At 47.2% G+C, this 25,580-nt stretch carries 22 protein-coding genes; 12 read left to right on the plus strand and 10 right to left on the minus strand.

All coding sequences use genetic code 11. The annotated features are described in order from the left end of the window. The first annotated feature begins 18 nt into the window (after nt 1–18). Nucleotides 19–588, plus strand: coding sequence for a manganese catalase family protein (locus tag MKZ13_RS09670; protein ID WP_339183622.1), 570 nt, complete (start codon nt 19–21; stop codon nt 586–588). 215 nt (nt 589–803) lie between these two features. Here MKZ13_RS09670 and MKZ13_RS09675 read toward each other — a convergent pair whose 3' ends face one another. From MKZ13_RS09675 to MKZ13_RS09690, 4 genes are all read right to left on the minus strand, one after another. After that, entirely contained in the window at nt 804–1,796 is a 993-nt protein-coding gene (locus MKZ13_RS09675) for a 3-oxoacyl-[acyl-carrier-protein] synthase III C-terminal domain-containing protein (protein ID WP_339183624.1), read from the minus strand. 54 nt (nt 1,797–1,850) lie between these two features. Beyond that, complete coding sequence (locus tag MKZ13_RS09680) at nt 1,851–2,201, minus strand: hypothetical protein (protein ID WP_339183626.1); 351 nt, start codon at nt 2,199–2,201, stop codon at nt 1,851–1,853. A 186-nt stretch (nt 2,202–2,387) separates the two neighbouring features. After that, complete coding sequence (locus tag MKZ13_RS09685; protein ID WP_017689521.1) at nt 2,388–2,756, minus strand: carboxymuconolactone decarboxylase family protein; 369 nt, start codon at nt 2,754–2,756, stop codon at nt 2,388–2,390. 12 nt (nt 2,757–2,768) lie between these two features. After that, nucleotides 2,769–4,400, minus strand: coding sequence for a thiamine pyrophosphate-binding protein (locus MKZ13_RS09690; RefSeq protein ID WP_339183628.1), 1,632 nt, complete (start codon nt 4,398–4,400; stop codon nt 2,769–2,771). Between the two features lie 410 nt (nt 4,401–4,810). Between MKZ13_RS09690 and MKZ13_RS09695 the strand changes: the two genes are divergently transcribed. After that, nucleotides 4,811–5,782 (plus strand): Gfo/Idh/MocA family oxidoreductase, encoded by a 972-nt coding sequence (locus MKZ13_RS09695; protein ID WP_339183630.1) that lies wholly within the window; start codon nt 4,811–4,813, stop codon nt 5,780–5,782. A gap of 186 nt (nt 5,783–5,968) precedes the next feature. Here MKZ13_RS09695 and MKZ13_RS09700 read toward each other — a convergent pair whose 3' ends face one another. Further along, entirely contained in the window at nt 5,969–7,687 is a 1,719-nt protein-coding gene (locus MKZ13_RS09700; RefSeq protein WP_339183632.1) for a methyl-accepting chemotaxis protein, read from the minus strand. 295 nt (nt 7,688–7,982) lie between these two features. Here MKZ13_RS09700 and MKZ13_RS09705 point away from each other — a divergent pair, with 295 nt between their 5' ends. The 8 genes from MKZ13_RS09705 (at nt 7,983) to MKZ13_RS09740 (ending at nt 18,013) form a co-directional block, all read left to right on the plus strand. Continuing rightward, on the plus strand, nt 7,983–8,669 hold the full coding sequence (locus tag MKZ13_RS09705) for an HAD hydrolase-like protein (protein WP_047844222.1): 687 nt from the start codon (nt 7,983–7,985) through the stop codon (nt 8,667–8,669). 205 nt (nt 8,670–8,874) lie between these two features. Continuing rightward, nucleotides 8,875–9,765: a sugar ABC transporter permease gene (locus MKZ13_RS09710; protein ID WP_339183635.1), complete on the plus strand. Its 891-nt coding sequence runs from the start codon at nt 8,875–8,877 to the stop codon at nt 9,763–9,765. A 52-nt stretch (nt 9,766–9,817) separates the two neighbouring features. After that, nucleotides 9,818–10,687, plus strand: a complete 870-nt coding sequence (locus tag MKZ13_RS09715) for a carbohydrate ABC transporter permease (protein WP_076327005.1) — start codon at nt 9,818–9,820, stop codon at nt 10,685–10,687. A 14-nt stretch (nt 10,688–10,701) separates the two neighbouring features. Beyond that, nucleotides 10,702–12,543, plus strand: a complete 1,842-nt coding sequence (locus MKZ13_RS09720; protein ID WP_339183637.1) for a sensor histidine kinase — start codon at nt 10,702–10,704, stop codon at nt 12,541–12,543. A gap of 11 nt (nt 12,544–12,554) precedes the next feature. Next, a complete protein-coding gene (locus tag MKZ13_RS09725) occupies nt 12,555–14,159 on the plus strand; it encodes a helix-turn-helix domain-containing protein (protein ID WP_339183639.1) in 1,605 nt (534 codons plus the stop codon). Between the two features lie 133 nt (nt 14,160–14,292). Further along, complete coding sequence (locus MKZ13_RS09730) at nt 14,293–15,690, plus strand: sugar ABC transporter substrate-binding protein (protein WP_339183641.1); 1,398 nt, start codon at nt 14,293–14,295, stop codon at nt 15,688–15,690. A gap of 68 nt (nt 15,691–15,758) precedes the next feature. Beyond that, complete coding sequence (locus MKZ13_RS09735) at nt 15,759–16,094, plus strand: cupin domain-containing protein (protein WP_339183643.1); 336 nt, start codon at nt 15,759–15,761, stop codon at nt 16,092–16,094. Continuing rightward, nucleotides 16,091–18,013 (plus strand): alginate lyase family protein, encoded by a 1,923-nt coding sequence (locus MKZ13_RS09740; RefSeq protein WP_339183645.1) that lies wholly within the window; start codon nt 16,091–16,093, stop codon nt 18,011–18,013. The genes MKZ13_RS09735 and MKZ13_RS09740 overlap by 4 nt, the downstream gene beginning before the upstream one ends. Nucleotides 18,014–18,079: 66 nt before the next feature. On the opposite strand, the gene MKZ13_RS09745 is transcribed toward MKZ13_RS09740, so the two are convergent. Genes MKZ13_RS09745 through MKZ13_RS09765 form a run of 5 tightly spaced genes read right to left on the minus strand, consistent with a single transcriptional unit; the run spans nt 18,080 to nt 24,442 of the window. Beyond that, nucleotides 18,080–19,258 (minus strand): YheC/YheD family protein, encoded by a 1,179-nt coding sequence (locus MKZ13_RS09745; RefSeq protein WP_339183647.1) that lies wholly within the window; start codon nt 19,256–19,258, stop codon nt 18,080–18,082. 35 nt (nt 19,259–19,293) lie between these two features. After that, nucleotides 19,294–20,400, minus strand: coding sequence for a YheC/YheD family protein (locus MKZ13_RS09750; protein ID WP_221823121.1), 1,107 nt, complete (start codon nt 20,398–20,400; stop codon nt 19,294–19,296). Beyond that, entirely contained in the window at nt 20,400–21,773 is a 1,374-nt protein-coding gene (locus tag MKZ13_RS09755) for a YheC/YheD family protein (RefSeq protein WP_339183650.1), read from the minus strand. The genes MKZ13_RS09750 and MKZ13_RS09755 overlap by 1 nt, the downstream gene beginning before the upstream one ends. Nucleotides 21,774–21,833: 60 nt before the next feature. After that, complete coding sequence (locus MKZ13_RS09760) at nt 21,834–23,024, minus strand: YheC/YheD family protein (protein WP_339183652.1); 1,191 nt, start codon at nt 23,022–23,024, stop codon at nt 21,834–21,836. Between the two features lie 50 nt (nt 23,025–23,074). Continuing rightward, a complete protein-coding gene (locus MKZ13_RS09765) occupies nt 23,075–24,442 on the minus strand; it encodes a YheC/YheD family protein (RefSeq protein ID WP_339183654.1) in 1,368 nt (455 codons plus the stop codon). Between the two features lie 237 nt (nt 24,443–24,679). Here MKZ13_RS09765 and MKZ13_RS09770 point away from each other — a divergent pair, with 237 nt between their 5' ends. Together MKZ13_RS09770 and MKZ13_RS09775 are read left to right on the plus strand one after the other, a co-directional pair. Next, entirely contained in the window at nt 24,680–25,027 is a 348-nt protein-coding gene (locus tag MKZ13_RS09770) for a YlbF family regulator (protein WP_036609862.1), read from the plus strand. 114 nt (nt 25,028–25,141) lie between these two features. Then, on the plus strand, nt 25,142–25,426 hold the full coding sequence (locus MKZ13_RS09775) for a hypothetical protein (protein WP_085981456.1): 285 nt from the start codon (nt 25,142–25,144) through the stop codon (nt 25,424–25,426). The last annotated feature ends 154 nt before the right edge of the window (nt 25,427–25,580 follow it).

Here is a 25,580-nt window from a genome sequence, read left to right on the forward strand (position 1 = left end):
TAAAGGAGGAGTCTTGCAATGTGGGTATACGAGAAAAAGCTACAATATCCCGTTCGAGTGAGTAAATGTGACCCTCATATGGCCAAATTACTGATGGAGCAGTATGGTGGAGCAGACGGGGAATTGGCAGCTGCCCTGCGGTATCTGAACCAGCGTTATACGATTCCAGACAAAATTATCGGCCTGTTAAACGACATTGGAACAGAAGAATTTGCCCACCTCGAGATGATTGCAACCATGATCTATAAGCTGACTAAAGATGCTACAGTTGAACAGCTGGAGCAAGCCGGGCTGGCTGCTCACTACGTTAATCATGATAAGGCCCTTTTTTACAGCAATGCAGCAGGTGTACCGTTTACCGCTACGTATATTCAAGCCAAGGGTGATCCGATTGCGGATCTGTACGAAGACATTGCAGCGGAAGAGAAGGCCCGGGCTACATACCAATGGTTGATCGACATGACGGATGACGTGGATCTGCAGGACAGTCTGAAATTCCTGAGGGAACGGGAGATCGTGCATTCCTTGCGTTTCCGGGAGGCTGTAGAGATCCTGAAAGACGATCGCGAGACAAAGAAGATTTTCTGAACGTTTGGTATAGAAGCAGAAGTCTGGCAGTCCGATAGGGCTGCTTTTTGCTTTGAGTTAATTACTATGAGTTAGTTAATAAAGCCAGAAGCAGTATACGTGGTGGAGTGAGGATTCCGTTCAAATAAAAAGACGATCCTTTTTGAATTAAAATAAAAGGGATCGTCCTAGTTATTATTCTGCTGAATAAAGATATGATGGCGAAAAAGGCTAGCCTAGTATTCTACCACCATGGCTACATTTTGCCACCCGGCTCCAACCGTCCAGAACAACACTTTGTCACCACGCTGAATCTGACCGCTTGTAACCGCCCGATGCAATGCAATGAATGGACTGCTGGTTGAGGTATATCCGAATTCATCGCCAATGTAGACGGCAATATCATCAGCAATGCCGACATTCTCGGATACAGCCCGAATATTACTAATGGATAGTTGAGAGAAGCAGGCGGCTTTGATCTCGTCTGGTGTAATCTCGTTGCGTGTTAACAGGGTACGGATGGACTCCGAAGCGGCATCCACGCAGATGGAATCATCGAATGGTATGAATTTCACATGAAAAGCACCCGCATCTACACCCGTTTTGCCCAGTTTAGCCAGGCCTTCTGCAGGAAAGAGCGAATTACCATACACACACGTATCCGTCTGATAGATTGAATCAATGAAACCGACAGCATGTTCATCCCGCTCCACAATAACCGCCGCTGCTGCATCACCGAAATTGGCGAAGTATACGGGATCGTCCGGGCTGGCGTGAGGAGCCACGTAATCCGAGCCGATGATTAAGGCACGACGAATGCGAGGATTGCCCAGCATCTGCCGGCTAACCTGTTCGAAAGCTGCTGTCATGCCTGCGCAGTTGGCGTTGCTGTCAATGCAGATCGTGTGAGAAGCGCCGTTAATCAGGCGGTGAATCATCAGGGAATTCGTAGGAAAGATGTATTCTGGCGTTTGGCTTGCATAAGCAATCAGATCAATATCTGCACCGGTGAGTCCGGTTTTCTCCAGTAGGTTACTGGCTGCCTCAAAGGCCATGCTTAGTGAATTTTCGTCATCGTTGTCAATTTTATAACGTGTATCACGACCAAGTGCCTGTAACAATCCACGAATATCTACACCTCTTGCATCAAAATGTTCAATATAAAAATCATTGTGCACCTTGGTTGCTGGATGATAGATATCGATATCTACAATACGAATTCCGGCCATCTTCATTCTCCTCTTGAGCGGAAGGGTGAATTCTCAGCTTGTCCGCCTGGTTTATTAAGTGGTAACGGTAGAGATGATTTCGAGATTGTCCAGACCGACTGACCGTCCGAGCCGGGACAACTGCATTTTTAGAATCGCGTTGTTCTCGAGGGTCAACACGATTTTTTTATATTCATCTTTTTTGAACATTTGAAGGCAGCCTTCCAGAAGAGGCACAATCTCCGGAGCCGTAACATTCAACTTTTTGCAATCGATGTTCAGGTTATACTCCTTGGTATTAATAGGAGCGATCGTATCCTGATAGGCCGAGATGGAACGCAAACCGTCTTCTTGGGAGAAAGAACCCTCCAGTTCAATGTTTAACACCTTGTTCGGTACGTCAGTCTTCAGAATGAAATTTCCCATGCTTGATCTCTCTCCTTTAAATGAGTTAAGGCTATCCTGTTAATGGATACACAGCCCATTGGGCCTCTACTAAAGGCTTCTAAGATGCGAGCTGGTTCGAAGGATAATTTAACCATATTATAAAGGTAGGAATGTAAAAAGATCAATAAAAAAGTCGAATCATGTATAAAAATGTAGAAAAGTGAATTACTGTATTTCATCCAAGGTGGCAAGCAAAATATTAAACGCACTTATGATCCGCGGAGCACCCACACACGGAGCCAAATGTAGCAATATCCCCTTGAGTTGATCTACAGTTACCCCGACACTCAGAGCCATCGTGTAATGCACGCCTAGTTGTTCATACTGTCCTTGGGTGATCAACGAAGATATGATAGCGACTTCCTTCCATTGATCCGTAATGGTGGTGCGCTGAAAAATATCCCCATATGCTGTCCCCATAATAAATTCAGATAATTCGGGAAAATGCTCCTTGATTGGTGCAAGGGCTCTTGCGCCGTACTCACCAGAAAGTTTAGCAAAACGGTCCAGTCCCTGAGCTACATGTTCGCTCATGATATGCTCCTCCTAATTCAAAGTTACGGTGCGGTGAGCCGTAGGTGGAATTTCATCTCGATCAGTCAGAAGCTCAATGACAGTCACCTGATTCAACGTTTGGGCTGTGCTCAGCGCAGATGAGAATTCTTCATGTGTCTCTGCCCGGAAAGCGACAGCTCCCAGAGATTCGGCGAATTTGGCTGCATCCATGGGAACCTCAAATAAGGTGCCATCGATCCTGCCTGTTGTTTTTTTCATTCCTTTGAGAGCCATATCCAGTTGTTTGTTGTTAACGACAATGAAGATGACGTTCAGATTGTTGCATACCGCGGTATGGATCTCCGTCCCCAGCATCATGAAACATCCATCCCCGGTGATACATACGACGGTCTCTTCAGGTGAAGCGGTCTTTGCACCTATCGCCATACCAATGGCATTACCCATGCAGGCAAAGTAAGCGTCAAACACAAAGCTGCCTGGTTTCTTGACTTTATATCGCTGGACCGCATGAAATCCGTGGCTGCCATCATCAACAAAAAGCTTATGATCGTACGGAAGCAGATCGCTCATTCCGTCTAACACAGAAGCCAGAGACAGTTGGGGGAGATCTGGTAAAGGGACAGTGTAATCGATGGGTGCCGTGGTTCTCACAGGAGTAGGAAGTTCTTCTAATGTGCCCAGCAAATATTGCAGGTTGTCCTTCAAATCACCGGTGATATGTAAGGTTTGAGCGCTCATAATCTTACCCACAAATGTAGGATCAGTATCAAATTGAATGAGGTGTGCCGGGTGGTTCTCAGGTTTCAGATTGCATAGGGTCATATCACTCAGACGTGAACCGAGTACAATATAAAGGTCACTTTGGTTCAACATGTCGTCTGCATGTGGAAATCCTCCAACACCACAAGGTCCATGGTACAGGGGATGGTCCCACGCAATCGCTCCTTTTCCACCAGGCGTAGTAATGACAGGAATTTTGAACGATTCGGCCAATTGAAGCAATTCATCATGGGCTCTGGCACGACTTACACCTTTACCAGCAATAATTAAAGGGCGGTTGGATTGTTGAATGAGAGGGAAAATACGATTCAGGTTAGATATACTAAAAAGAGGTTCCGGTTCGGGAATGATAATCCGGCATTCCGATAACAATTCAGTCTGTACGTCAAAAGGAAGACAGAGGTGAACAGGGCCTTTATTCGGACCAAGGGCAATGGATAAGGCATGATTCAGTAGGGTGCCGAAGTGATCTCCACGCTCAACGAGTTTACTGAATAATGTGGCAGGCCGGAACATCTCGGCTAGATCAGCCAGATAGGAAGAGGAATCCTGGCACTGAGGTAGCCCCAGTTCCTGGATGGATTGATGACCCGTAATAAATAGAACGGGCAGATTGTTGGCCTTTGCATGGGCTGCTGCAGTAAGCAGATTGGTTCCGCCTGGACCGGATGTGGCAAAGGCAACGCCGAGTTTACCCGTCTGTAATGCATAACCGGATGCGGCAAAACCTGAGCTGGATTCATGACGGCCTGGAATGAACTCTAATCCGTAATCCACCATTTTCAGTACAGCAGGGCAGATGGATTTACCAATAATACCAAAGACATGAGTAACGCCTAGATTACGCAGAGTTTCTGCCAAATAGTCCGCAACTGTTCTCATGCGGGACACCTCGCTTCATGAAATAGGTTATTAGAACCATACGCATATTCCATTTGTTGAATGCAAGTTACTATCTAAGGTTGTAAGAGGAAATATTCATTGTTATTAGGAAGAGTATCTTTTTTTGTGGTTTTTTGTCAACCTGTATTTGTGAGTCTAAATTCCTGATTCTTAAGTTGGTAACGCTTTAAGTGTTGCTGGATAAAGTGAAAACAATTGATTATATATCCCTGGAACGAATTACCCAGTAGTTGCGAAGTTCAAATAATGTAAAAATATGACTGACAATGATGAATTTCAGTCTCTAATAGCGACTTGAAAGCTAGGGATTTATCTTTTTTCGTATCAACGCATCGCATTCGCAATTCTTTGCTTTCTGCTATACTGGAAAGGAATTGGAGGGGGATGGAATGACAGTCATCAAGATGGCTCTAATTGGGCTGGGTAAAATGGGATTACATATGGTTCATCTCATCGAGAATACAAAGATGGACACGGAGATTGAGATTGTTGCGGTGTGTGATGCGAATGAGGAAAGTTTGGCGTCTTTTGCAGCTTCTCATCGGGGAGTTAGGACGTATACGGATTACAAGCAATTGATGAATGAACATCAGATTGATCTGTTGTATATTGCAGTTCCGCCGAAATTTCATTATCCGGTTGTCATGGAGGCGCTGGAGCGCAAAATTCATGTATTCTGCGAGAAACCGCTTGCCAATAGTATAGAAGAAGCCAAAAAGATGCTGGATGCAGCGCAAAAAGCGGGCGTTGTTCATGCCATCCATTTCTCGATGCCGCATGAACCTTCCGTGCTGAAGTTGCAAGAGATGATTGAGCAGGATACTGTGGGGGCCATTCGCAAAATAGATCTCATTTTGCAATTCCCGCAGTGGCCACGATCATGGCAACAGAATGCATGGATTACAAGCCGGGAACAGGGTGGATTTATTCTTGAAGTGGGGATTCACTGGATTCATATGATTCAAAAGGTGTTTGGTGCCATCCGGGTAGTGAGCACTCAGGTTCAATATCCTGAGAATGGAGACTGTGAACTAGAAGTACAGGCTGCAATGGAACTGGAAGACGGAATCCGAATTCAGCTGAACGGCATCTCTCAATTTGCGGGGGAAGAACGTGTATCCATGGTGGTGTATGGCACAAAAGGCACGATTGCGCTGGAAAATTGGGAAGAATTGAAGACTGGCATGGTGGGGCAGCCACTTTCTCCTGTGGAAGTGCTTGAGTCCGCCAGTGAATTGCCGGTTCTTAAACATGTGATTGCACGTATACAAGGCAAACCAGCTAAGATATATGACTTTAACGATGGGTATCAGGCACAATTGATACTGGAAGCGTTACGGAACACGGAACAATCAGGATAAGAAAAGGAGTGTCAGGTTTTTTCATTTCGAAGTGCCTGCTGTACCTTTAAAATGTATCAGCTCTCCGTAACACCAAGAAGCATCGCAGTGGCCCAGGTGTGCCTGTCTGCGATGCTTCTTTCCTGTGTTTTGGCGCAAAATAGAGCTACATAGACATTCTATCGTTATGTTGTATGTTGATTCAGGTCACGCCAGCTTGAATCGCTTAACCAGCTGATCAAGTGTATCCGACATTTCATTCAACTGCTTGGACGTGTCAGACATTTCCTGCAGGGAAGCAAGTTGCTCCTCCGTCATCGCAGATACTTCTTCCGTGGCTGATGCAGTATCTTCCACAACAGCCGATACTTCATTGATGGACTTCATCACAGCCTCACTACCGGAAGTTAACTCCTCGACAACAGCAGATACCTCCAAAACTTCACCGCTGAGGTTATGAATATGCTGAGTAATGGTTGAAAAAGCATTACCTGCATCCTCAATGGTCCGCAACCCTTCATTCACATGTAGAGTACTCTCATCAACCACCTGCACCGTACTCTGAACACCTGCTACCACGGTTTCCAATATACTTGTAATCTCTTTGGCTGATGTTGCACTTTGGTCTGCAAGATTACGAATTTCCGCAGCAACAACAGCGAAGCCGCGTCCATTTTCCCCAGCGCGGGCAGCTTCGATTCCGGCGTTAAGTGCAAGCAGATTGGTTTGTCTCGCAATACCTGACATTGAATCTGCAATGTTGATCACTTGATCAGACATCTTCGAAATTTCATTAATGGCTTCCTGTACAGAGAGGAAGGATTGCTCAATGGAACTCATTTTACCTACAGCATTATCAATGCGCTGTTGCCCATCCACGGCAATGGATTCGGTACGAACTGCACGGCCTGCCACGTCACTTGCCGAGGAGGCGACACGATTAAGGCCGTGGAGGGATTGCTGCATCGCAGCTACCATGGTTTGCGTAAGAGCAACCTGTTCATCAGCGCCTTCAGCTACACGTTCCATGGCAGTGGCAACTTCTTTTCCTGCAAGATGGCTATCGGCAACCCCTTTATCCAATCGATCCGAAGCTTTACTCAGAATCATGGCATTGCTCTGAACGTCCAGCATCATTTGCTGCAAACCAGTGAGCATTGTATTGGCTGCCTCCGCGAGTTCACGAGTTTCGTCTTTCATTGGCGTAGCGATTCTCAGTGTCAGGTCACCATTGGAAGAACCGATGTCATTTAATGCCTGCTTCACGGTACGGATGTTTCTAACAATGGCACGTGACAGGACCAATGCAGTGATGAACGAGATAATGGCCACAACGATAAGTGCCCCATACAGTTCCAGGTTCAGTAGTGTGTTTTTTTGCTTCAGTGCTTCTGTACGGTTATCGGTTAACGTATGCTCGTTGGTTCGAAACGTATCGAGAGCAGTCCGAATCTGGTCCATGTCTCTTTTACCTGGATCATCTGCGAAAAAATCTCGAATGGCCTGCGTATTATTTACTTGGCGAAGGGCGACCATAGGTTCACCAGCGACCTGGACCCAGTTCTCCATATTAGTATGTATGTCTTCCAAAAGTGCAAGTTGAGCCGGATTATCCGAAATTAAAGCAGCAAGTTCATCTTTGAGTGTAATAAGTTGCGCTTTTCCTTGGGTGTAGGGATCGAGATAATTGTCCTGACCCGTGATGATGTAACCGCGTTGACCTGTTTCCATATCTACCATGTTTCTTTCGAGTTCATAGGTGAGGGCGTGTACCCTCATATCGTGATCGACCAGAAAATCCAGTTCCCGTTGAAGCTGACTTGTGTTGTTCTGAATCAGCAGGATGCAACCAGCCAGTACAGCCAGTACGAGTAAATATCCTAATCCGATCTTATAAAAAATCTTAAAGGTCTTTCGCTTTTTCATGTTTGTTATTCCTCTCTCTGGGGTATATGTAGTTGTCGAAAAAACCGAAAATGTGATAAATGTAGGTCTTTAGATCAGGTGTCTGAAGAACTATTTTTTTAGTATTATACGCAAAGAAATTTATTTTGTACATAGTTTGTTTAACTATAATATAACGTTTGGTTGATGTTGTGTAAGGTTGGGGTTGATGATCTTTTACAATCGTTGGTTTACACGTCTGAACGTTATGTTTATCATGGGAAGGGAACGATTCCAATTACATATACAATATCCCAATCCGAAAGGAACATTGGACATGAATAAAGAGAAGGTATTGCTCAAACCGGAAGCGATGATTTTTGACATGGATGGTACGCTGTTCCAGACAGAGACCCTGTTGTTGCCAGCTTACCAGCAACTATTTGATACATTGCGTGCCGAAGGGCATTTTGAAGGAGAAACTCCACCCGAGGAACGGATGCTGGGAAGTTTGGGCATGTTGCTCGAAGATATATGGAAAGTGGTTATGCCTGAGGCATCGGAAGCGGCACATCGCCGTGCAGACGAACTGTTGCTTCAACTGGAGATTGAGGGGCTTGATCAAGGAAGTTCCCAATTGTATCCTGGGGTGAAAGAAACACTGCAAGCATTAAAACAACAAGGAGTGCGTCTTTTTGTCGCAAGTAACGGGCTGGAGGACTATGTGAAGGGTGTGGCGTTTGCACACGAGATTATGCCTTTCTTTGAAGGGGTATACAGTGCAGGCCAGTACAAGACTCCTTCCAAGATTAATCTGGTGCAGATCCTGCTTGAGAAACATCGTATTCAGGACGCATGGATGGTAGGGGATCGCTCTTCTGATGTGGAAGCTGGTAAAATGAACGGTCAGGCGGTCATCGGCTGTGCTTATGCCGGGTTTGGCCGTGATGAGGAGCTTGCGGGCTCAGATGTGCTCATCTCTGATTTTACAGAACTGCTGCGTCTGTATGATGAAGCAGAGTAGCCTATACGCTACATACGTATACTGAGATTTAAGATTACGAACCGCATGATATGAACCTGTAGACTCAACGGAAATTCGTTGAATACAGGTTTTTTTGTATGGTCATGCAGTCACATTCTCCCCTGTAAAAAGTTGATTTCCCTATCCCGCCTACCTCCATATTCCCTCTATACTTCATTCAAAAGCTATAGGGGGTCCGATTCTGGTGAAACCATCCAAAATACATGCCTATATGTTCATCTTTCCAAGTCTTTTTTTAACCCTTGTATTTGGGATCTATCCGCTGTTATGGGCGCTGCGTTACATGTTCTATGATTATCAAGGCATCGGGACGCCTGTCTTTATCGGGCTTGATAATTTTGGACGCATTTTGCGTGACGGGCAATTCTGGGATTCTGTAGGCAACACGGGTGTGTACGCCCTGGGCAAACTCGTTGTTACAATTCCACTGTCGTTAACTCTGGCGATTATTCTGAATCGCAAATGGAGAGGGCGATCCCTCTTTAGGGCGATCTATTATCTCCCCACTATTTTTAGTGCTTCGGTCATGGCGATTGTATTCTTTATTATTTTCAACTCTTATAACGGAATATTGAACCAATTGCTGCTCAAGTATCATGTGATCTCCGAATCCATTAGCTGGCTGGGGGCTGAACATGCCATGCTAACAACCATCATCATCGCCATCTGGGGGGCTGTGGGCAACTATATGTTGTTGTTCATTGCGGGTCTTCAGAGCATTCCCGAAGAGCTTTATGAGGCGGCATCGCTGGATGGAGCGAGTGAGTTTCAGAAACTGCGGAATGTAACAATTCCATTGCTGGGTCCAGTCTTGCAGATGATCATCATGCTGGCAATTACCACGGCGCTGAAAGGTTACGAGAGTATTATGGTGCTTACCGAAGGAGGGCCGTATGGCAAAACAGAGGTGATGTATCTGTATTTGTTTAAACTGTTGTTTCCCGTGTCGGCTGACACCCAATCACTCCAGCAGCTCGGTTATGGCAGTGCGGTTGGTTCAACAACGGCTCTCATCGTAGGGGCTGTGACGCTCATTTATTTCCGTATATCCAAAAAGCTCAATGATGTCTATTAAAATGAAAAACAGACTTTTTGAACACGTATAAATTAATCAGGAGGAAACGATGATGACTCAAAATGTGCTTGCGCCCTCAGGGTCTCCCCAACTCATTCGCTGGACCAAACGAACGGTACTTTGGCTGTTTTTGATCGCAATTGCTCTGCTGTCGTTGTTCCCCATCATACTTGTATTGCTCGGTTCCTTCAAAACAAACCAGGAATTGACCGGAGGGGCTACCATCTGGCCGAAGATTTGGCAGTTCTCCAACTATGCTCAGGCCTGGAAAACCGCCAATTTTTCAGGTTTTACGATGAACAGCGTGTTTGTTAGCATCAGTACCACAGTTGGCACGTTGCTGGTAGCTTCGATGTCAGCCTATGCTGTGGATCGAGTGAATTTCAAAGGGAAAAAGGGGTACACCTTGCTCATGGCATCCACTCTGTTTATCTCCATTGGCGCGGTTGTGCTGCGTCCGCAATTTGACCTCATGGTTAAGCTGGGGCTGAATACCACGTTGTGGGGCGTTATTATTATACTGATCAGCGCACACGCTGCCACATACTTTATTCTCATTGGTTTCTTCAAGAGCATCCCGCGCGAACTGGATGAAGCGGCGATGATTGATGGCTGTAATTTCTTCACCACATACTGGCGAATTATTCTTCCGCTCCTGCGGCCCGGACTCGCCGTTGCAGGTTTAGGGGTATTCCAGAGTTCATGGAATGAATATATTCTTCCTTTTGTATTCACCATGAGCAATCCGGATTTGCAGACTTTGCCGGTTGGGCTGGCTAATCTGCGATATGGCATCGGAGCTGCGGCTGAGGTCCAACTGATGATGGCCGGAGCCTGTCTGTCCATTTTGCCGCTGCTCATCGTTTATATTTTTGCCAACAAATCATTCATGCAGGTGACCTTGGGAGCTGTGAAAGGATAGGCGTGAGCACAATCATGGAAACGGTTTTACGGGTTATTCCACTGTGCTATACTCATTTTAATTCACAGCGGACGGGCCAAGCCGTGTTCAAGGAGCGAGCGCCGATGATATTCGACTTTTATAAAATGTCCCTGAAAAAAAGAATACAGCTGCTGTACATTTTTCTCGTTGTCCTGTGCATCAGTGTGACCGGGATATGCTCTTATCTCTTTGCTGCACGAAGCATTGAGCAGAATGCACTTGAACTGAAACAAAGCATTCTGAACAAATCAGTGCAGGTTATGGATGAACATCTAAGGCATATTGTTGTATCCTCTTTTTCTTTTATGCTCAATGAAGCATTCACCCAGGTCATGAAGGACGTGGGGAAAAATAACACATCTCATTATTATCAGAATCTCTCGCTGCTGCAAACATCGTTTGCTCAATTGAAGCTCGTAGAGCCACTGATTGATACCGCATATCTGACAACACCCATCGGTGATTTTTTCTCGACCAAAGATTTTCCGAATCGCAATAACCCGTTCGACAGGGAATACGGACGCTACGTGAAGCTGCAAGGCTGGAATACGATGTGGTTTGGTTCACATCAGAGTGAATTGTTCCAATCCCAAGGAAATGTGTTATCTCTGTTGCTCAAACCCATTGTGATCGATAATCATACCTATTCGAATGTATATATGGTCGTCAATATGAAGGAAGAGGCGATGCGAGACATTCTGACGCAGGATCTCATGAATAACCAGATTCAACTGTTTTTGCTGCACAAAAACGGAAATGAAGTCATTCGACCCAGGTCCCGAAATTACGATTTCATTATGGAGCCGGACTTTACCCAACAGTTTAGCCGTGGCGATGCTGGAGATTTTACCTATAGGAACGATCAGGGGGAGGACATGCTTGTTAACTATTCGGCATTGTCGATGAACGAGGATTGGGTCATGGTAAGTGTACAGTCCAAGGCTGACTTGTTGTCCCCCCTCCAAAAGATACGCTGGCTGATCATCCTGATCATGTTGTTTTGCATTTTGCTTGCACTTGGGTTGTCCAGGCTGCTGGCATCCGCTCTGCTGAAGCCACTGAACAAACTGCGACGCCTGATGGTTGAGGTGGAGTCCAATGATCTGGATGTACGGTTTCGCAGCAAGTATGACGATGAAGTCAGCGCTGTAGGGCATCGTTTCAATCGGATGTTGGACCAGATTCAGGTTCTGTTTGAAGAAGTACGGACAACAGAGCAAGACAAACGGCGGTTTGAAGTCAAGGCGCTTCAGGCGCAGGTTGATCCTCATTTCCTCTACAATACGCTGAATACAATGTTCTGGAAAAGTGAGAGCGGAGAGAAGAAGGATGTAAGTGAGATGATCGTCTCCTTATCCTTGTTATTCCGTCTGGGACTGAATGATGGGAAAGACATCACCAGTGTGGGGCAGGAGATCAAACATGTCGAACAATACATGCAGCTTCAGCAAAAATGTTATGAGGATCTGTTCGTTTATCGAATTGAGGTGGGGGACCCCTCTTGTTACGCTGTTGATATTTTAAAAATATTGCTTCAGCCCTTGGTCGAGAATTCCATCCTGCATGGATTCAATGACAAAGAAGATTTGGGCGTTATCCTGATCCGCATTGATCGTCAGGGTGACACACTACGGCTGGAGGTGGCTGACAATGGATGTGGGATGGATGTAGCCAGCATCTATGCTGAGGACGCTCCTGACGGGGGACGCAAAGGTTATGCCCTATCCAATCTCCATGGCAGACTAAGCCTGCACTACGGGGATGTGGCCTCGATTGTGTTTCATAGCAGTACAGATGTAGGAACAACAGTTGTTATCACGATTCCGATCACCTGAGGAGGGGCAGTATGGGCCAATTGACGATGTGTGTTATGGATGATATCCAGGCAGTTGTAAAGGGCATATCCTCAACTATTCCGTGGGAAGATCATCAGGTTCGGATTGTAGGCACGGCAGGCAATGGAGAGCGCGGTTGGTCCTTGTTGCTGGAGCAGCAACCCGACATCGTGATTAGTGATATCAGGATGCCCAAGCTGAGCGGACTGGACCTCATGAAGCGGGCATTGGATGCCGGACTGCGAGCCAAATTTATTTTCATCAGTGGTTATTCGGATTTCCAATATGCACAGGAAGCCATCAAGCTGGGGGCATCCGACTATTTGCTCAAACCGTTTACCCCTGAAGAAATACTCGGTGCGGTGTTGAAGGTAAGACAGGTGATTAAGGAAGAGCAGGCACAGTGCAAACAGTTGGAACAGTTGGAGCAGAAGGTGGAGAGCAGCAGCCAGTACGAGCGTCACAGCTATCTCCTGGGTTTGTTGCGTCATGAAATCGGGGGCTTCCTGAATGAAAGTCGCTGGAACGAGCTGCATATTGATCTCGATTCCTCCAATCTTCTCGTGATGGTCATTGAGGTGGATGGTTATACGCGATATGGATACACGATGCATCTGGATGCCGAAATCGTTCCTTTTGCGGTCCAAAATATTGTGGGAGAAACCTTGAACCGCTATACCAAGGGCGTTGTTTTACGGGAAAACCGATACCGGCTTGCCGCCATATTTAACACACCAAGTCAGATCGACGTCTCCGAGCTCCTGGAGCAATGCCGCCAAAATGTGGAGCGATTCAGCAAAAAAACAGTCTCGATTGGTGTGGGTACGATTGCCCACAGACCACAGGAAATCTGGACGTCCTACGCACATGCAGATCAGGCGATATCCTATCGTTTTTACAGTGAAGGAAATTGCATCCTCAAGTATGCTGAACTGGAGAATCAGGCCTGTGTGGCCCCGGTATATCCTTTGGAGAAGGAAAAAGAGCTTTTTTACGCACTGAAATGTGGTAATGAGAGCACCTGTCACCGCATCATTGATGAAATTCTCGAAGAATGGCAGGTTTCCGAAGGTTTTCCCGAGCCGCTCACGATGATTCGTTTGTTGTCTGGACTGGCCTTTGCCATCTACCGTGCCTTTTGTGATGAGATTACAGCAGAGGAACGCTTGCGTCTGGAGGCCGACCTGACAGTGCTTGAGGCGATGCGCTCCTTGACGTTTGAGGGCTGGAGGGGATATATCAAGCATTTTAGCAGTATGGGATGCGAGATTATGGACAAAAAGCGACTCACCGATGTCAAACAGGCGATTAGCAAAGCACAGGAATATATCAGTCTGAATCTTGCAGAAAATCTGACGCTGCATGCCTGTGCCCAATCCGTGCATTTAAGTCCGAGTTATTTTGCCAATGCCTTCAAAAAGGAAACGGGCATAACGCCGATTCAATATATTACTAAGATGAGGATGGAAAAAGCAAAAGAGTTGCTGGTTGCAGGTGTACAAGTGCAAGAGATCTGCCAGAGGCTGGGTTATGAGGACAGGCCTTATTTCAGCGGTTTGTTCAAGAAATATTGCGGCATGACGCCAACCTGCTTCCGGCAAATGTATGAGAATTGAAACCGATACGGATCGTCATTTTTCCCACCATGCAAAGTCAGAATGTCCCTCACTTCCATGAAAGCGTAGCTATTATCATTACGTTAACGGATAACCAAATGGGTTGTCCAGACAAGCATAAGGGGGCATATCAATGGTTAAAAAGTGGATGGTGACTACGCTAAGTGCATTGCTGGCGCTAAGTTTGGCAGGTTGTTCTGCTGACAGTGGTACTTCGGCAAATAGCGAATCGGGGACCAGCGGGGAGAATGCCGGAGGGAAAACCAAAATCATATATTGGACACCGGACCGCCATGATGCTGATTTTATGAAATCCAAGATCGATGAGTTCAATCAGACGAACAAGGACAACATTGAAGTGGAGATGACCGTGATGGGGGACAACTACCCACAGGCGGTCGATATTGCTTTTGCCAGCAAGCAGGCACCCGATGTGCTGCAAGTTAATGATTTTCAGACGTACTATCAGAAGGGATATCTCGCCCCGATCGATGGATACATGAGTGATGAGATGAAGGCCGTGTTTAAAGACAGCTTGATTGAAAATAAAAACACGATTGATGGAAAAATATATTCCCTCCCCAATACAGGGCAGGTCTGGCGACTTGTGTATAACAAGGATATTTTCAAAAAGGCAGGGATCGAGAGTCCGCCAAAAACGTTGGCTGAGATGGTTGCGGATGCCAAAAAAATTACCGAAGTTGGTAAAAGTGAAGGCATCTATGGTTTTGCCAGCCCGTTCAAGAGCAGCAGCGGCTTCTGGAGAGCAGCCAATACGATCGCAGGTGCAAGCAGTAATGTTGGTATTGATGGTTACAACTACAAGACTGGCCAATTTGATTTTGGGATGTACAAGGATATCGCAATGGCACTCCGTCAGATGAATCAGGATGGCAGTATGCTGCCAGGGGTAGAAAGTCTGGACATCGATCCACTCCGAGCCCAGTTTGCACAAGGAAAAATTGGAATGTACATTAATCACTCCGGCGAACCAGGGGTATATAAAGATCAGTTTCCTACCAAAGAAAATTGGGCAACGGCTCCTGTGCCAACAAATGATGGAACGATCAAGGGCGCTTCGCAAGTCATCGGGGGCTCCTACATCGGCATCAATGCAGATTCTGCCAATAAGGAAGCGGCATGGAAGTTTATGGAGTATGTGTACAGCACAGATCTTCAGAGTGAGTATTACGAAAAGGGATACGGAATCTCACTGATTCCTGCTGTACTAAGCTCTGACAAAAAACCAAGCATTCCGGGCATTGAAGGTTTCCTGCCCAAACGATATGATGCCATTTTCCCGGCAAATCCAAGTGTGGTGACCGAGAGTTCACTGGAAGGCACCAAATGGGGTGAGGCTTTTTCAATCTTTGTATTCACGGGTGGCGATCTCGATGCTGTGATCAAGGATCTGGATACAAGGTACAATGCAGCTCTGGAGAAAACCAAAGCGGCAGGGCTGACCAACATAACTGCTGATCCATCGTTCGATTCTTCCAAGCTTCAGGGTAAATTGTCCACAGAAGACTAATAAACGTTCATAGCGGCCGTGGTTTAACTACTTCGGTCGCTTATTCACAAGGAAAGGGGAAAAGCAAAATGATTATTAATCATGCGTCTACCGATGCATATATCATAAACGAAACGAGTTCCCGCAAGATCTTGGGCATGGGCGGTACATTAATGATGGTGGAGGTTACCTTTGCTAAAGGTGGTATTGGAGAAGTTCACTCCCATGATGCGCACGAGCAAGTCAGCTATATCGTCAAAGGCAGCTTTGAGGTACAGGTCGGTGAAGAAACTCGTATCTTAAAAGCAGGGGACAGCTTTTATGCCGGTTTTAACGTTCCGCATGGGGTCAAGGCCCTGGAGGACTCCGTCATTCTGGATGTGTTTACCCCATTCCGTCAGGATTTCCTCGAGGCGTCCCAATGAGCGATTTTTACCTTTCGGCAACGGATCTGCAACGGGCTGCCCAATATTATGAAAAACATTTTCCGGAAGAAGCCCGAAATTCGCTCACGATTGCCAATCGTGCCATCCTGAATGAATTTATTGTTCCTTATACCAACGATCTGAATCGCTGGATTCCGATGGGGACACCTGTGGACTGGCTCGACAACCCGACCAATGATCTGGAGTTCACATGGGGCATCAATCGACACTGGCATATGCTCGATCTGGGCAAGGCGTATCTGATGAAGGGCAATCCGCTATATGTAACAGCATTTATTGACCACTTCCGTAGCTGGAGACAGCAAAACCCGGTTTCTGTAAATCTGGTTTATGACGAGGCTGTGTTCTTTCAAAAACCCGGTCCGTGGCGCCTGCTGGAGACGGGACTACGTGTGCAGTCCTGGATATCGGCATATAAATATATGGAAGCGAGTTCACTGATAGACGAAGGTTTTCAGGCGGAGTTCCGACAAGGTCTGGAAGAGCACGCCGAGTTTTTGACCCGTTACCTCGGCAGCACGGAAATCAATCATGCCATTATGCATATGCAAGGCTTGTTCATGATTGCTACGTTCTACCACCAGCACCCGCGAAGTCCACACTGGCGTCAAGTGGCGATGGAACGTCTTGAGCTGTGTTTGCTGCATCAGTTGGGTGAAGAGGGAATACAGGTTGAACTGACAACACATTACCACAATGCCAGCATCGAGATGTTTGGCACGCCTTATCGGTTGGGTGAGATTTCAGGACATCCTTTCTCGAAATGGTATGCCAGCTGTCTATGCCAAATGGCAGCATTTACTGAGGCGCTGATTCGACCAGATCACCAGTCTACCGGTATTGGTGATTCGGATTGGGTTGGCGATGGACGACAACGACTGACCCTGCTTGGAGCGATCCTGGACGATGATGATTTGATGGCTCGCGGAACGGATAGCTCGGAGTGTCTCTGGTTGCTGGGTGTGGAGAAATATGAGCGGTGCCTCCGTCTACAGGCTTCTTCTTCTCCGGCTTTGTCGAGCCGGGCTTTTCCGCAGACAGGATATTATGTTATGAGGGACAAGTATCAATATCTTTTTTTTGATGCGGCTGCCATGGGCGGAGCACATGGACATGCAGATGCGCTGAATGTGGAGTGGATGTGGAAGAACCAGCTTTTCTTCACGGACACCGGACGTTACACGTATGAAGAAGGGGAATGGCGTCGGTATTTCAAAAGTACGCGGGCGCACAATACCGTCACGGTGGATGGTCTGAATCAGACACCTTATCTCTCCACACAGCAATGGGGTGAACCGGAGGCTCAGGCCACAACGTTACGTTGGGAGAGCAATGACAGCTATCACTTCATTGATGCTTCGCAGGATGGATATACACATTTGCCAGATCCAGTTACACATCGCCGGTGGATGCTGGCAGGGGTGGAGATTCCTATACTACTAATTGTGGATTGGCTGGAGGCAGAAGCAGAGCATACTCTGGAGCAACGTTTTCACCTGCATCCGCAAGCGGATATTGCGTTGAGGATGAATGAAGCTGGAGAAATGACGGCGGATATGAGCTATGAGGCATCTTCCATAACGCTGACGATGCAATGGGTTACGGCAGGCATCGGGAAGGGAGCCTTCGCGTTGACGGAGCAGCCCGGCTGGATATCTGAGGTGTATGGTTCCAAGTCGGAAACATCGGTCATCCAGGGCAAGACTGATTTCTCGGGAAAAGTGGGTATTCTGACGTTGTGCCTGCCTGCGGATCATATTGACCAGGTTACATGTGTTACCACATGCCAACTAGAACCTGACCTGATGAGATTGGCATTATCTTATGTGCAAGGTGAGGAAAAAGGGTATATTGTGATTGACAACGATACGCTGCAATGGACGAAAGAACAGAAATAAAAAACAGTAAAGCAGGAGTCTATGCTCGCACTTGGCGAACATAGACTCCTGCTTTATCTAATCCATTCACTTGACTTTCCTTTTTCTTTTTACTCTGGTGGATTTTTGCGAAACGGGCCTGGGAGTGGCTGGTTTTCTGGACGTTCCGGGAGGTCTGTTGCGATATACATATAAGGCATACTCCAGCGGTTGAGTGATGGCTTTATAATAGATATCCCGCTCCCCGATGCGAGCGAATACTTCACGCGCAGGTTTGGGATTAACTTCAAGCAGGTAGATACGTCCGCTTCTGTCAATCGCCAAATCCAGTGCCAGCTCACACAGGTCGCCATACGTATCTTCCAGAAACGAAGCAACATCAATGCCGAATTTCTCTGCAGTTGTGTTAATTTCTGCCCGGAGGTCGTCATCTTCGATCCATTGCTTCATGAGTCGGTTCATCGCTATTGCCTGACCGCCGCCATGCAGATTGGAGGTCACGCTTTTTTCTGCACCCATGCGTCCAGCACATCCAGTAAGCTCCCATTGTCCTTCACCATTCTTCTGAACGAGCATGCGATAATCATGCACACGTCCATTCGGAAGCTGAAGTTGAATCCCCTTTTGTACAAGATACTTGTCTTTCATGTTCCAGTGCTGGAGCAACGCGCCAAGTCGTGAGAAATGAACTTTACGTGGAGTGATGATACGACGTTTCTGATCCCGCCCCTGAACAAGCACCGTATTAGCCTCGCTACTGCTGCGTTCAATGCGCAGAATACCACGTCCGCCTGTTCCATTAATGGGTTTGAGATAGACCAGGGAAGAAACTTTGAGCATCCGGTTTACATCGGACATATCCTGAAATAGAGCGGTTTCCGGCAGGTGTTCACGAAAGTTGGCTTTTTGTAAAAGGGTCTGGTGGATGGTCCATTTATTGCGCAGTGGCCTGTTCAGAAAGAGCAGATGCCCATATTTCTCACGAAAAGCAAGCAATTGCTGGAACCTTCGGTTACGTTGAATCCGGCAGCGATCAAAGATCAGGTCCGGGAATGATCGCCACTCCCTGGACCAGCCTTTTCCCTCATGAAAAACCATGGCTTCAATTTGTTTGCCCCCGGGGTGTACGTCGGCTGGTGTGAATACATAGATATCGAGTCCCCGCTTGCGCCCTTCAAGAATCATTCTGCGATAGACGCTTCGTTCTTCAAGAGCGCGATGTTCATTTAAGTACAACGTCATAATGCCCAGAACAGGTGAGGACACAAACAATCACCTTCTTTTTGCAGTATTCCTGTCTATCATCGTTTGGACTGACGGGCAAGATAAGCGCTGTAGTGAAATATACGTTCCAATGACCGCCGTCTGATCTGTGGTTCATCAAACTTCATGGGCTTTGCATTGGCTTCGAAGAACCAGAGTTCCCCCAGGTCATCAATGCCCAGATCCATGGACATTTCTCCGAGTGTGAAACCAGATCCCCGTTCTACCTGTCTTGCGATCATTAATGAAGTGGATTTCACACGTTTCATCAGGGTTGTTGACATTTCTTCGCCAAAAAGCTCGGTCAGCAGCTTCTCAGGGTCTTCTACGCTCCCGCCGCGCGGCACATGCGTTGTAATGCTGCGGGAGCCAGCAAGTCTCGCTCCTACACCGGTTACGCTCCATTGGCCCTTGGTGTTCTTTTGTACAAGAACACGCAAATCGAAGGGGCGTTTACGAGAGGATGCCAATTCAATGCCTTGTTGCATGATATAGGGCGTAAGTCCGGTTTCTTTGCGAATTCGTGCCCATAACTTGGCAAGTGTAGCTGCTTTATAGGTCGTGCTTTTACGTGTGGTTTGTATTTTGAGTCGGTAGGGAAGTCGTTCTTTTTCCTGAAATTTAAGCATCATGATTCCTTTGCCAGCTTTGCCGCTCTCGGGCTTAAGGTACAGGTAGGGATACGCCCGTAGAACGGCACCCAGAGAAGAAGCACTTCGCATCCGCCGAGTATAAGGGATCAGTTGCTGAGTCGATTTGGACTTCTTCAGCCATTCGAACAGATCCCATTTGTTGAAAAAGAATGGGTTATACAGTTCGATTCCGGATTGCATGCATTCGTCAATTTTACGCTGTACGGAAGGTTTTCCTTCGTCTTCCCGGTTGGGAATACGATTGTACAGAACATGGGGAAGGGGGAAAGGTTGTGAAACCCACTTTCCACTCCCCTTGTTGTACGTATATCCTTTCACGGTGGGACCACTCACGTTCAGATCCCGAACAGTTACAATGTACACCACGTATCCCATGCTTTCGCCTGTCTGTAAGATATCCTGAAAATTTTGATGATTTCCCCTGAACATGCGCTGTTTATCATGCATGGTCAAAACAGCAATGACAGGTTTGAAATCATCATGAAGGCTCATCAAATTTCTTCCTTCTTCCGGAACTTGCTCAAATACAGGCAGTGTTCCAAGATGTGCTCCACCGACGATTTGCCCTCCACCCGGAGTGAAGGGTGACGGAAAATGGAGCGCCCGGGTTTGGCGTTCGCTTCGAACATCCATACATGTTCCTCCTGATCAATGCCCAGATCAAAGCCAATCTCACCAATCAGATGCTGGTGCTGGGTTTCAATCGCCTGGGCCAGTGTAATAGCGACGGATTTGGCATGCTGAAGAACTTCTCCCGCACGATCGCCGAAGTTGCGACTGAGCGCCTGCTCAGGAGTCATTAGGGAGCCGCCATTTTTGATGTGTGTTGTGACGCTGCCACGTCCTGCCTTTTTGGCTCCAATTCCGACAACAACCCATTGATTGTTACCATTTTTATGCATGTGAAAACGAAAATCAATTGGACATTCATCAATCTCAATTAGACGTATTCCCTGCTGAACGACATATCCGCGTAGCTGTTTGCCATGTCTTCCCTGAAGCATGCGCATCAGACTGTTGAAGGACCCAAAACGCAGGAGTGCATTACCGCCTTTTTTGCGATAACGTGCGAAATATCCACGTTTGGGCGAGTAAGTCAGGCGGTAGATCCCGTTCCCCAGACTTCCGGCAGTAGGTTTATAGTAGACGAACTGATGGCGTTCCAACATTTCCTTCATCTGTTCAACGGACGGATTGGTAATTGATTCAGGGATATACCTTCCGGCTGTTGGTTCGTTCTCCAGCAATGTATAGATATCCGATTTGTTGAAGAAGCTCCAATTGAAGAACGGAATTTTCCGACGAATAAATCGTTCCCGCAGTTGGTTAATGGCTGGTGAGAAATCTGAACGACGGCTTGGTAACCGGTTGTAGACGACATCGGGCAGAGGTACCGTTCTGCGGGTAAAGCTTCCGTTATCATTCAGAAAAAAACCGGATACCGTCTCATTCTGCCAATTGATATCCCGGGGAGTAAAGGCATAAATATAGGATTTTCGGCTGCCTTCACGGAGTAACTGTTTGATGAAACCAGTACGGGAACCGAATGGATTCGTGCTCGTCGCAGGCCCATCAGAGAGTACGCCGATCAGTGGACCTAACTGGACCTCATCATTTTGCAAATTCCGGAGATAAATACTGCCCCGTTTGGGAACGTTCATCATATTACGGATACCTGAAGCGAGATACAGATGTTTACCTGCTTTTTTGATTGGTTTGATCGTTGCAGGTACCCGGTCACGCCCGAAGCGAAGGTGCACCGTTTTTTTGCCGGACAGGTTGAGGCTCTTCATTAAAGCGTTGGATACATAAACCACTTTATCCGGTTGCTTGGTGAAATGCAGATTGCAAAAGGTCAAACTCATGATTTATCCTCCTATCCTGAAAAGATCCTTGGGCTCCATGGCAAGCGGGCGCTGCGGGCCTCAGCCGCCGTGAATCGGGATGGGTTTCAGGCCAGCTTTGCTGGATGTATTCGGCAATTTCATTGGACGAATGACGTCCGTGAGAACATGTTGTTGCAACAGATAACGGGCATAGGCAAGCGGCCGGGTATAAGTCAGAGTATGCATGCGTCGGTCGCCCGCTTCTGCAAATGAGGTGCGGCCTGGTTTGGAGTTGACTTCAATTAGCCAGAGTTGGCCCTCTGCATCTGCTCCGAAATCAAGCCCCAATTCGGCTAACCTGCCGAAACGGCTTTCCAGCAGGGTGGGGATAAGAGTAGCAGTCTGCCGGATGCTCTTCAGCAGAGTTTCTGTACGAATCGTTCCATATCGCTGGAGCAGATATGCGTGGGCAGGATATGCTTTACCCCCACCGTGAAGATTGGACGTGAGTGAACCTTCGGGTCCTTCCCGTACCATACATCCGGTAAGCGTCCAGCGACCTTGCCCATTCTTTTGCATTAGAGCCCGTATGTCGAATGCTCTTCCATGATGGCTAAGCTCCAGATATGGCTGCACGATCATCTTACGCTCAGCCTGATGTAATGCTAGCCAGGAAGATACAGCCTGGGTATGGTTGAATGTAAGAAAAAAGGGTTCATTGTCCTCGTTACGCCCCTCCACGATCCATGTTGATGGAGTCGTTCCCCGAGACATGCGAAAGGTATTTTTGCCATGAGTCCCGGATACCGGTTTGAAGAACAGTCCTCTGGGCCAACGGTCCAGCCATGTTTCCCAAGGAATATGTGATCCGATCCGGGTCGTGGGAGCAAGTTGTGACCTCAATTCAGGATTTCGGGACAACACACGATGTACCTCCCATTTTCCTGGAAGGGAAGCAGACCAATAACGGTGTTGATCTGTGCCGTTGGTTGGTATCCATTCCTTAAGCTGTTGTCTGACGTACCTGGAGATCGGGCGAAGACAACGATCCATAATGAGATCGACTGCAGGAACAGGTACCGAATTCCACTTCCCTTGATGATAGACATATCCCCATTGAAGAGGGAGATGGACTGCATCATTTGATATCGGGATCACAATAATCTGAAGGGCGTATCGCATGCTCCCCACACTGAGACGACGACAGAAAAGTTCATCTGTAAAGGGAGGTGAGCCTTCGGTTGCACGTACAAGAATGGCCAGTGTCTTGGTCTGAGATGATGGAAACATTACGCTGCACCTCTCCTCTATCAGATTTGTTTCCAGTAGGGAATAACTTTTCAAAAACCCGCCAGGTACGTAGAATATTCAAGCATGGCTTTGACGGAAGGGCGGATCTTGCTCTCACTCAGTGGTGTATTATCATTCTTGGATGGTTTGGAGTTGACTTCGAGCAGCCATACGCGCCCAGTGGTGTCCAGAGCCAGATCAATACCAAGTTCACCAAAATGAGCAGGGATGGCACTCTCAATCCCCTTTGCGATATCTAGTGCTGCGGTGTGCAATCCTGCATAAGCGGAAGCTTTGGCTGATCCAGACAACTGTGTTTTGGCAACAGCATCCTTGACGGTGCTGAGACTTCCACCCCGTGCCAGATTGGATACGTAGTGACTCCCGCCTGCAATCCGGGCGACGATGGAGGTTACACTCCATTTTCCTGTACGGTTCTTTTGCACGAGCGCACGGAAATCCACGGGTCTGCCACTGTTGTCAATGAGAGTCAGCCCTTGTTGGATCTGATAACGCGTTGTTTTCATTTTCCCAGACATACTGGCATACAGTTTATCCAGAGAAGTATACGTTTGTTTCCGGGTGCCCCCGACGCCAGTCGCCAGAGTCAGGAAGCTTCCGTCCGTCTGACGTGATACCCGGATGATCCCTTTACCCAAAGAACCGCGTACGGGCTTCAGAAATACAACCGGATGTCGGTTGCACATCGTCTTGAGCAGGGCGGACGTCTTGAGTAAATGAGACTCGGGAAGAACTCGTTTAAGCGTTGAAATGGACTTGAGTGCGTCAAACACTTCGTTTTTGTCCAGAAACTTTTCATTGAAGGTTTGCGTGCCGTAGAGCAATTTTACTTCTTTCATAAAATGCTGTACGCTAGGTTTGTTCTCAAGCTTGCGGGACGTTAGCCGGTTATTGACGACGTCTGCTACAGGCAGAACAGTCTTTTTCCAGCCGTCATCATACACCCAGCCCTTCATATAACCCGTTACCGCTCCAATATCCTCCGGTGTGAAAAAGGATACATAGGCGCCTTGCTTACGGCAGGCGTTCACCAGTTCTTGACAGAACATCGTGATGGAGCCAAAGGGCCGATCGGGCTGATCGGGATAATCCTGGCTAACCAGTACACTGATGTAGGGTCCAAGGCGAAGCGTACGGCTGGCTGAACGATAGGATACCCTCAGAACCGAACGTGGAACGAGACCGGTCTTGCTGGCAACTGTCTGATTGATGCGCAGCCCGTCATACCTTGGTACCGGAATAACAGTGACTTCGCGACGGAAAGAGCCAAATTGCAGCTGAAGCGGCCTTCCTGAAGGGATTTTAAGCGCCTTAAGCACCCCTTCGCCCAGCATGATGACGTCGTCCTGCAGGATGCCCGAGCCGGTAACCTGAATCGTTACTTTTTTAGTGGACATCACGGATCTCCTTCCGGGCGGCAACTTGATGTCTGATCTCGAAGTTGAACGGCATCTGAACATGGCATGTGCTTCATCATATGAGGACATATAACCCTTGGTGATTGACCCATATGGATTAAATGCATTTGATTTCGAGGCAGGTTATGGATGGCCTGTTTCAGATCGTCCTTGTTTGACAGCGAAGAAAAGCGTGTATTAACACGGATGAACAAACCAATCTGAGGAGGAATAATAGTGAACATTTATGACAAAGCCAATGATTTGGCCAAAGCACTGAGAGAAAGCAGCGAGGTGGAAGAGATTACTTCCGCGATGAAGCTGATTGAAGCTGATCCGGATGCAAAAGCAATGCTGGATAACTTCCGTGATCAACAAATGGAACTGCAACAACGTATGATGAGCGGGGATATGCCAGCTCCGGATGAGATGGAGAAAATGGAAAAATTGTTTGAGGTACTGAGCTTGAATCTGAATATCCGTCGCTTGTTTGACGCGGAGCGTCGCCTCAGTGTCATCATTGAAGACGTGAATAAAATTATTGCTGACAGTCTGGGTCATCTGTACGGTGGCGCTGAAGCGTAAAAAAGGTAGTTCAAAAAGGTTGTCTTGTTTTTTTACCTGAACCTTTCATATTGGCTCCTTATCGTTCATAGACTAGACATATAGAGTCGATCAAGAACGAAGGAGCTGTGAATGGTGAAAAGGTTGAAAAAAGCAAAACATGTAATCTATCTGCTTATTGCGTTGTCGATGCTGGTCATAGCACTGCCGCGGATTTCCTTTGCTGGAGGAATGGACTGGGTTAATATTTTTGGCATCGTATGGGTGCTGTTCTCCTTATTAATCGTTGGCGCACATCTGCATTTTATTCTTGGTGTGGATGAAGAGAAGAAGCGTGCGCTGGAAGCCGTTCGTCGGGCGAAGCTGCGGCAGTGGGAGATGAAACTGCTGGACAAGCAGGAGCGGAGCGAGTCTGTATAAAGGATAGAATTACAATCCGTATGCCAGGGCCAACAGCGTTGGTTCTGCCTCTGGAACAAGACCGGATTCCCTTGCACATAAGGGGCCGGTCTTTTTGTTATATACAAGGATCAGGGAATAATCAGAAGATTGAATTCAAGCAGCCCATTTCCCA

It is taken from the genome of Paenibacillus sp. FSL R5-0701, from assembly GCF_037973995.1.
Classification (GTDB): domain Bacteria; phylum Bacillota; class Bacilli; order Paenibacillales; family Paenibacillaceae; genus Paenibacillus.

Bases quoted from the DNA above. Each gene is read 5' to 3' on its own strand.
- MKZ13_RS09755 (WP_339183650.1), bottom strand. From the start codon at position 21,773: ATGAGTTTGACCTTTTGCAATCTGCATTTCACCAAGCAACCGGATAAA.
- MKZ13_RS09715 (WP_076327005.1), top strand. From the start codon at position 9,818: ATGACTCAAAATGTGCTTGCGCCCTCAGGGTCTCCCCAACTCATTCGC.
- MKZ13_RS09730 (WP_339183641.1), top strand. From the start codon at position 14,293: ATGGTTAAAAAGTGGATGGTGACTACGCTAAGTGCATTGCTGGCGCTA.
- MKZ13_RS09685 (WP_017689521.1), bottom strand. From the start codon at position 2,756: ATGAGCGAACATGTAGCTCAGGGACTGGACCGTTTTGCTAAACTTTCT.
- MKZ13_RS09750 (WP_221823121.1), bottom strand. From the start codon at position 20,400: ATGAGCCTTCATGATGATTTCAAACCTGTCATTGCTGTTTTGACCATG.
- MKZ13_RS09740 (WP_339183645.1), top strand. From the start codon at position 16,091: ATGAGCGATTTTTACCTTTCGGCAACGGATCTGCAACGGGCTGCCCAA.
- MKZ13_RS09725 (WP_339183639.1), top strand. From the start codon at position 12,555: ATGGGCCAATTGACGATGTGTGTTATGGATGATATCCAGGCAGTTGTA.
- MKZ13_RS09675 (WP_339183624.1), bottom strand. From the start codon at position 1,796: ATGGCCGGAATTCGTATTGTAGATATCGATATCTATCATCCAGCAACC.
- MKZ13_RS09760 (WP_339183652.1), bottom strand. From the start codon at position 23,024: ATGTTTCCATCATCTCAGACCAAGACACTGGCCATTCTTGTACGTGCA.
- MKZ13_RS09700 (WP_339183632.1), bottom strand. From the start codon at position 7,687: ATGAAAAAGCGAAAGACCTTTAAGATTTTTTATAAGATCGGATTAGGA.
- MKZ13_RS09720 (WP_339183637.1), top strand. From the start codon at position 10,702: ATGGAAACGGTTTTACGGGTTATTCCACTGTGCTATACTCATTTTAAT.
- MKZ13_RS09690 (WP_339183628.1), bottom strand. From the start codon at position 4,400: ATGAGAACAGTTGCGGACTATTTGGCAGAAACTCTGCGTAATCTAGGC.
- MKZ13_RS09705 (WP_047844222.1), top strand. From the start codon at position 7,983: ATGAATAAAGAGAAGGTATTGCTCAAACCGGAAGCGATGATTTTTGAC.
- MKZ13_RS09765 (WP_339183654.1), bottom strand. From the start codon at position 24,442: ATGTCCACTAAAAAAGTAACGATTCAGGTTACCGGCTCGGGCATCCTG.
- MKZ13_RS09735 (WP_339183643.1), top strand. From the start codon at position 15,759: ATGATTATTAATCATGCGTCTACCGATGCATATATCATAAACGAAACG.
- MKZ13_RS09680 (WP_339183626.1), bottom strand. From the start codon at position 2,201: ATGGGAAATTTCATTCTGAAGACTGACGTACCGAACAAGGTGTTAAAC.
- MKZ13_RS09695 (WP_339183630.1), top strand. From the start codon at position 4,811: ATGACAGTCATCAAGATGGCTCTAATTGGGCTGGGTAAAATGGGATTA.
- MKZ13_RS09670 (WP_339183622.1), top strand. From the start codon at position 19: ATGTGGGTATACGAGAAAAAGCTACAATATCCCGTTCGAGTGAGTAAA.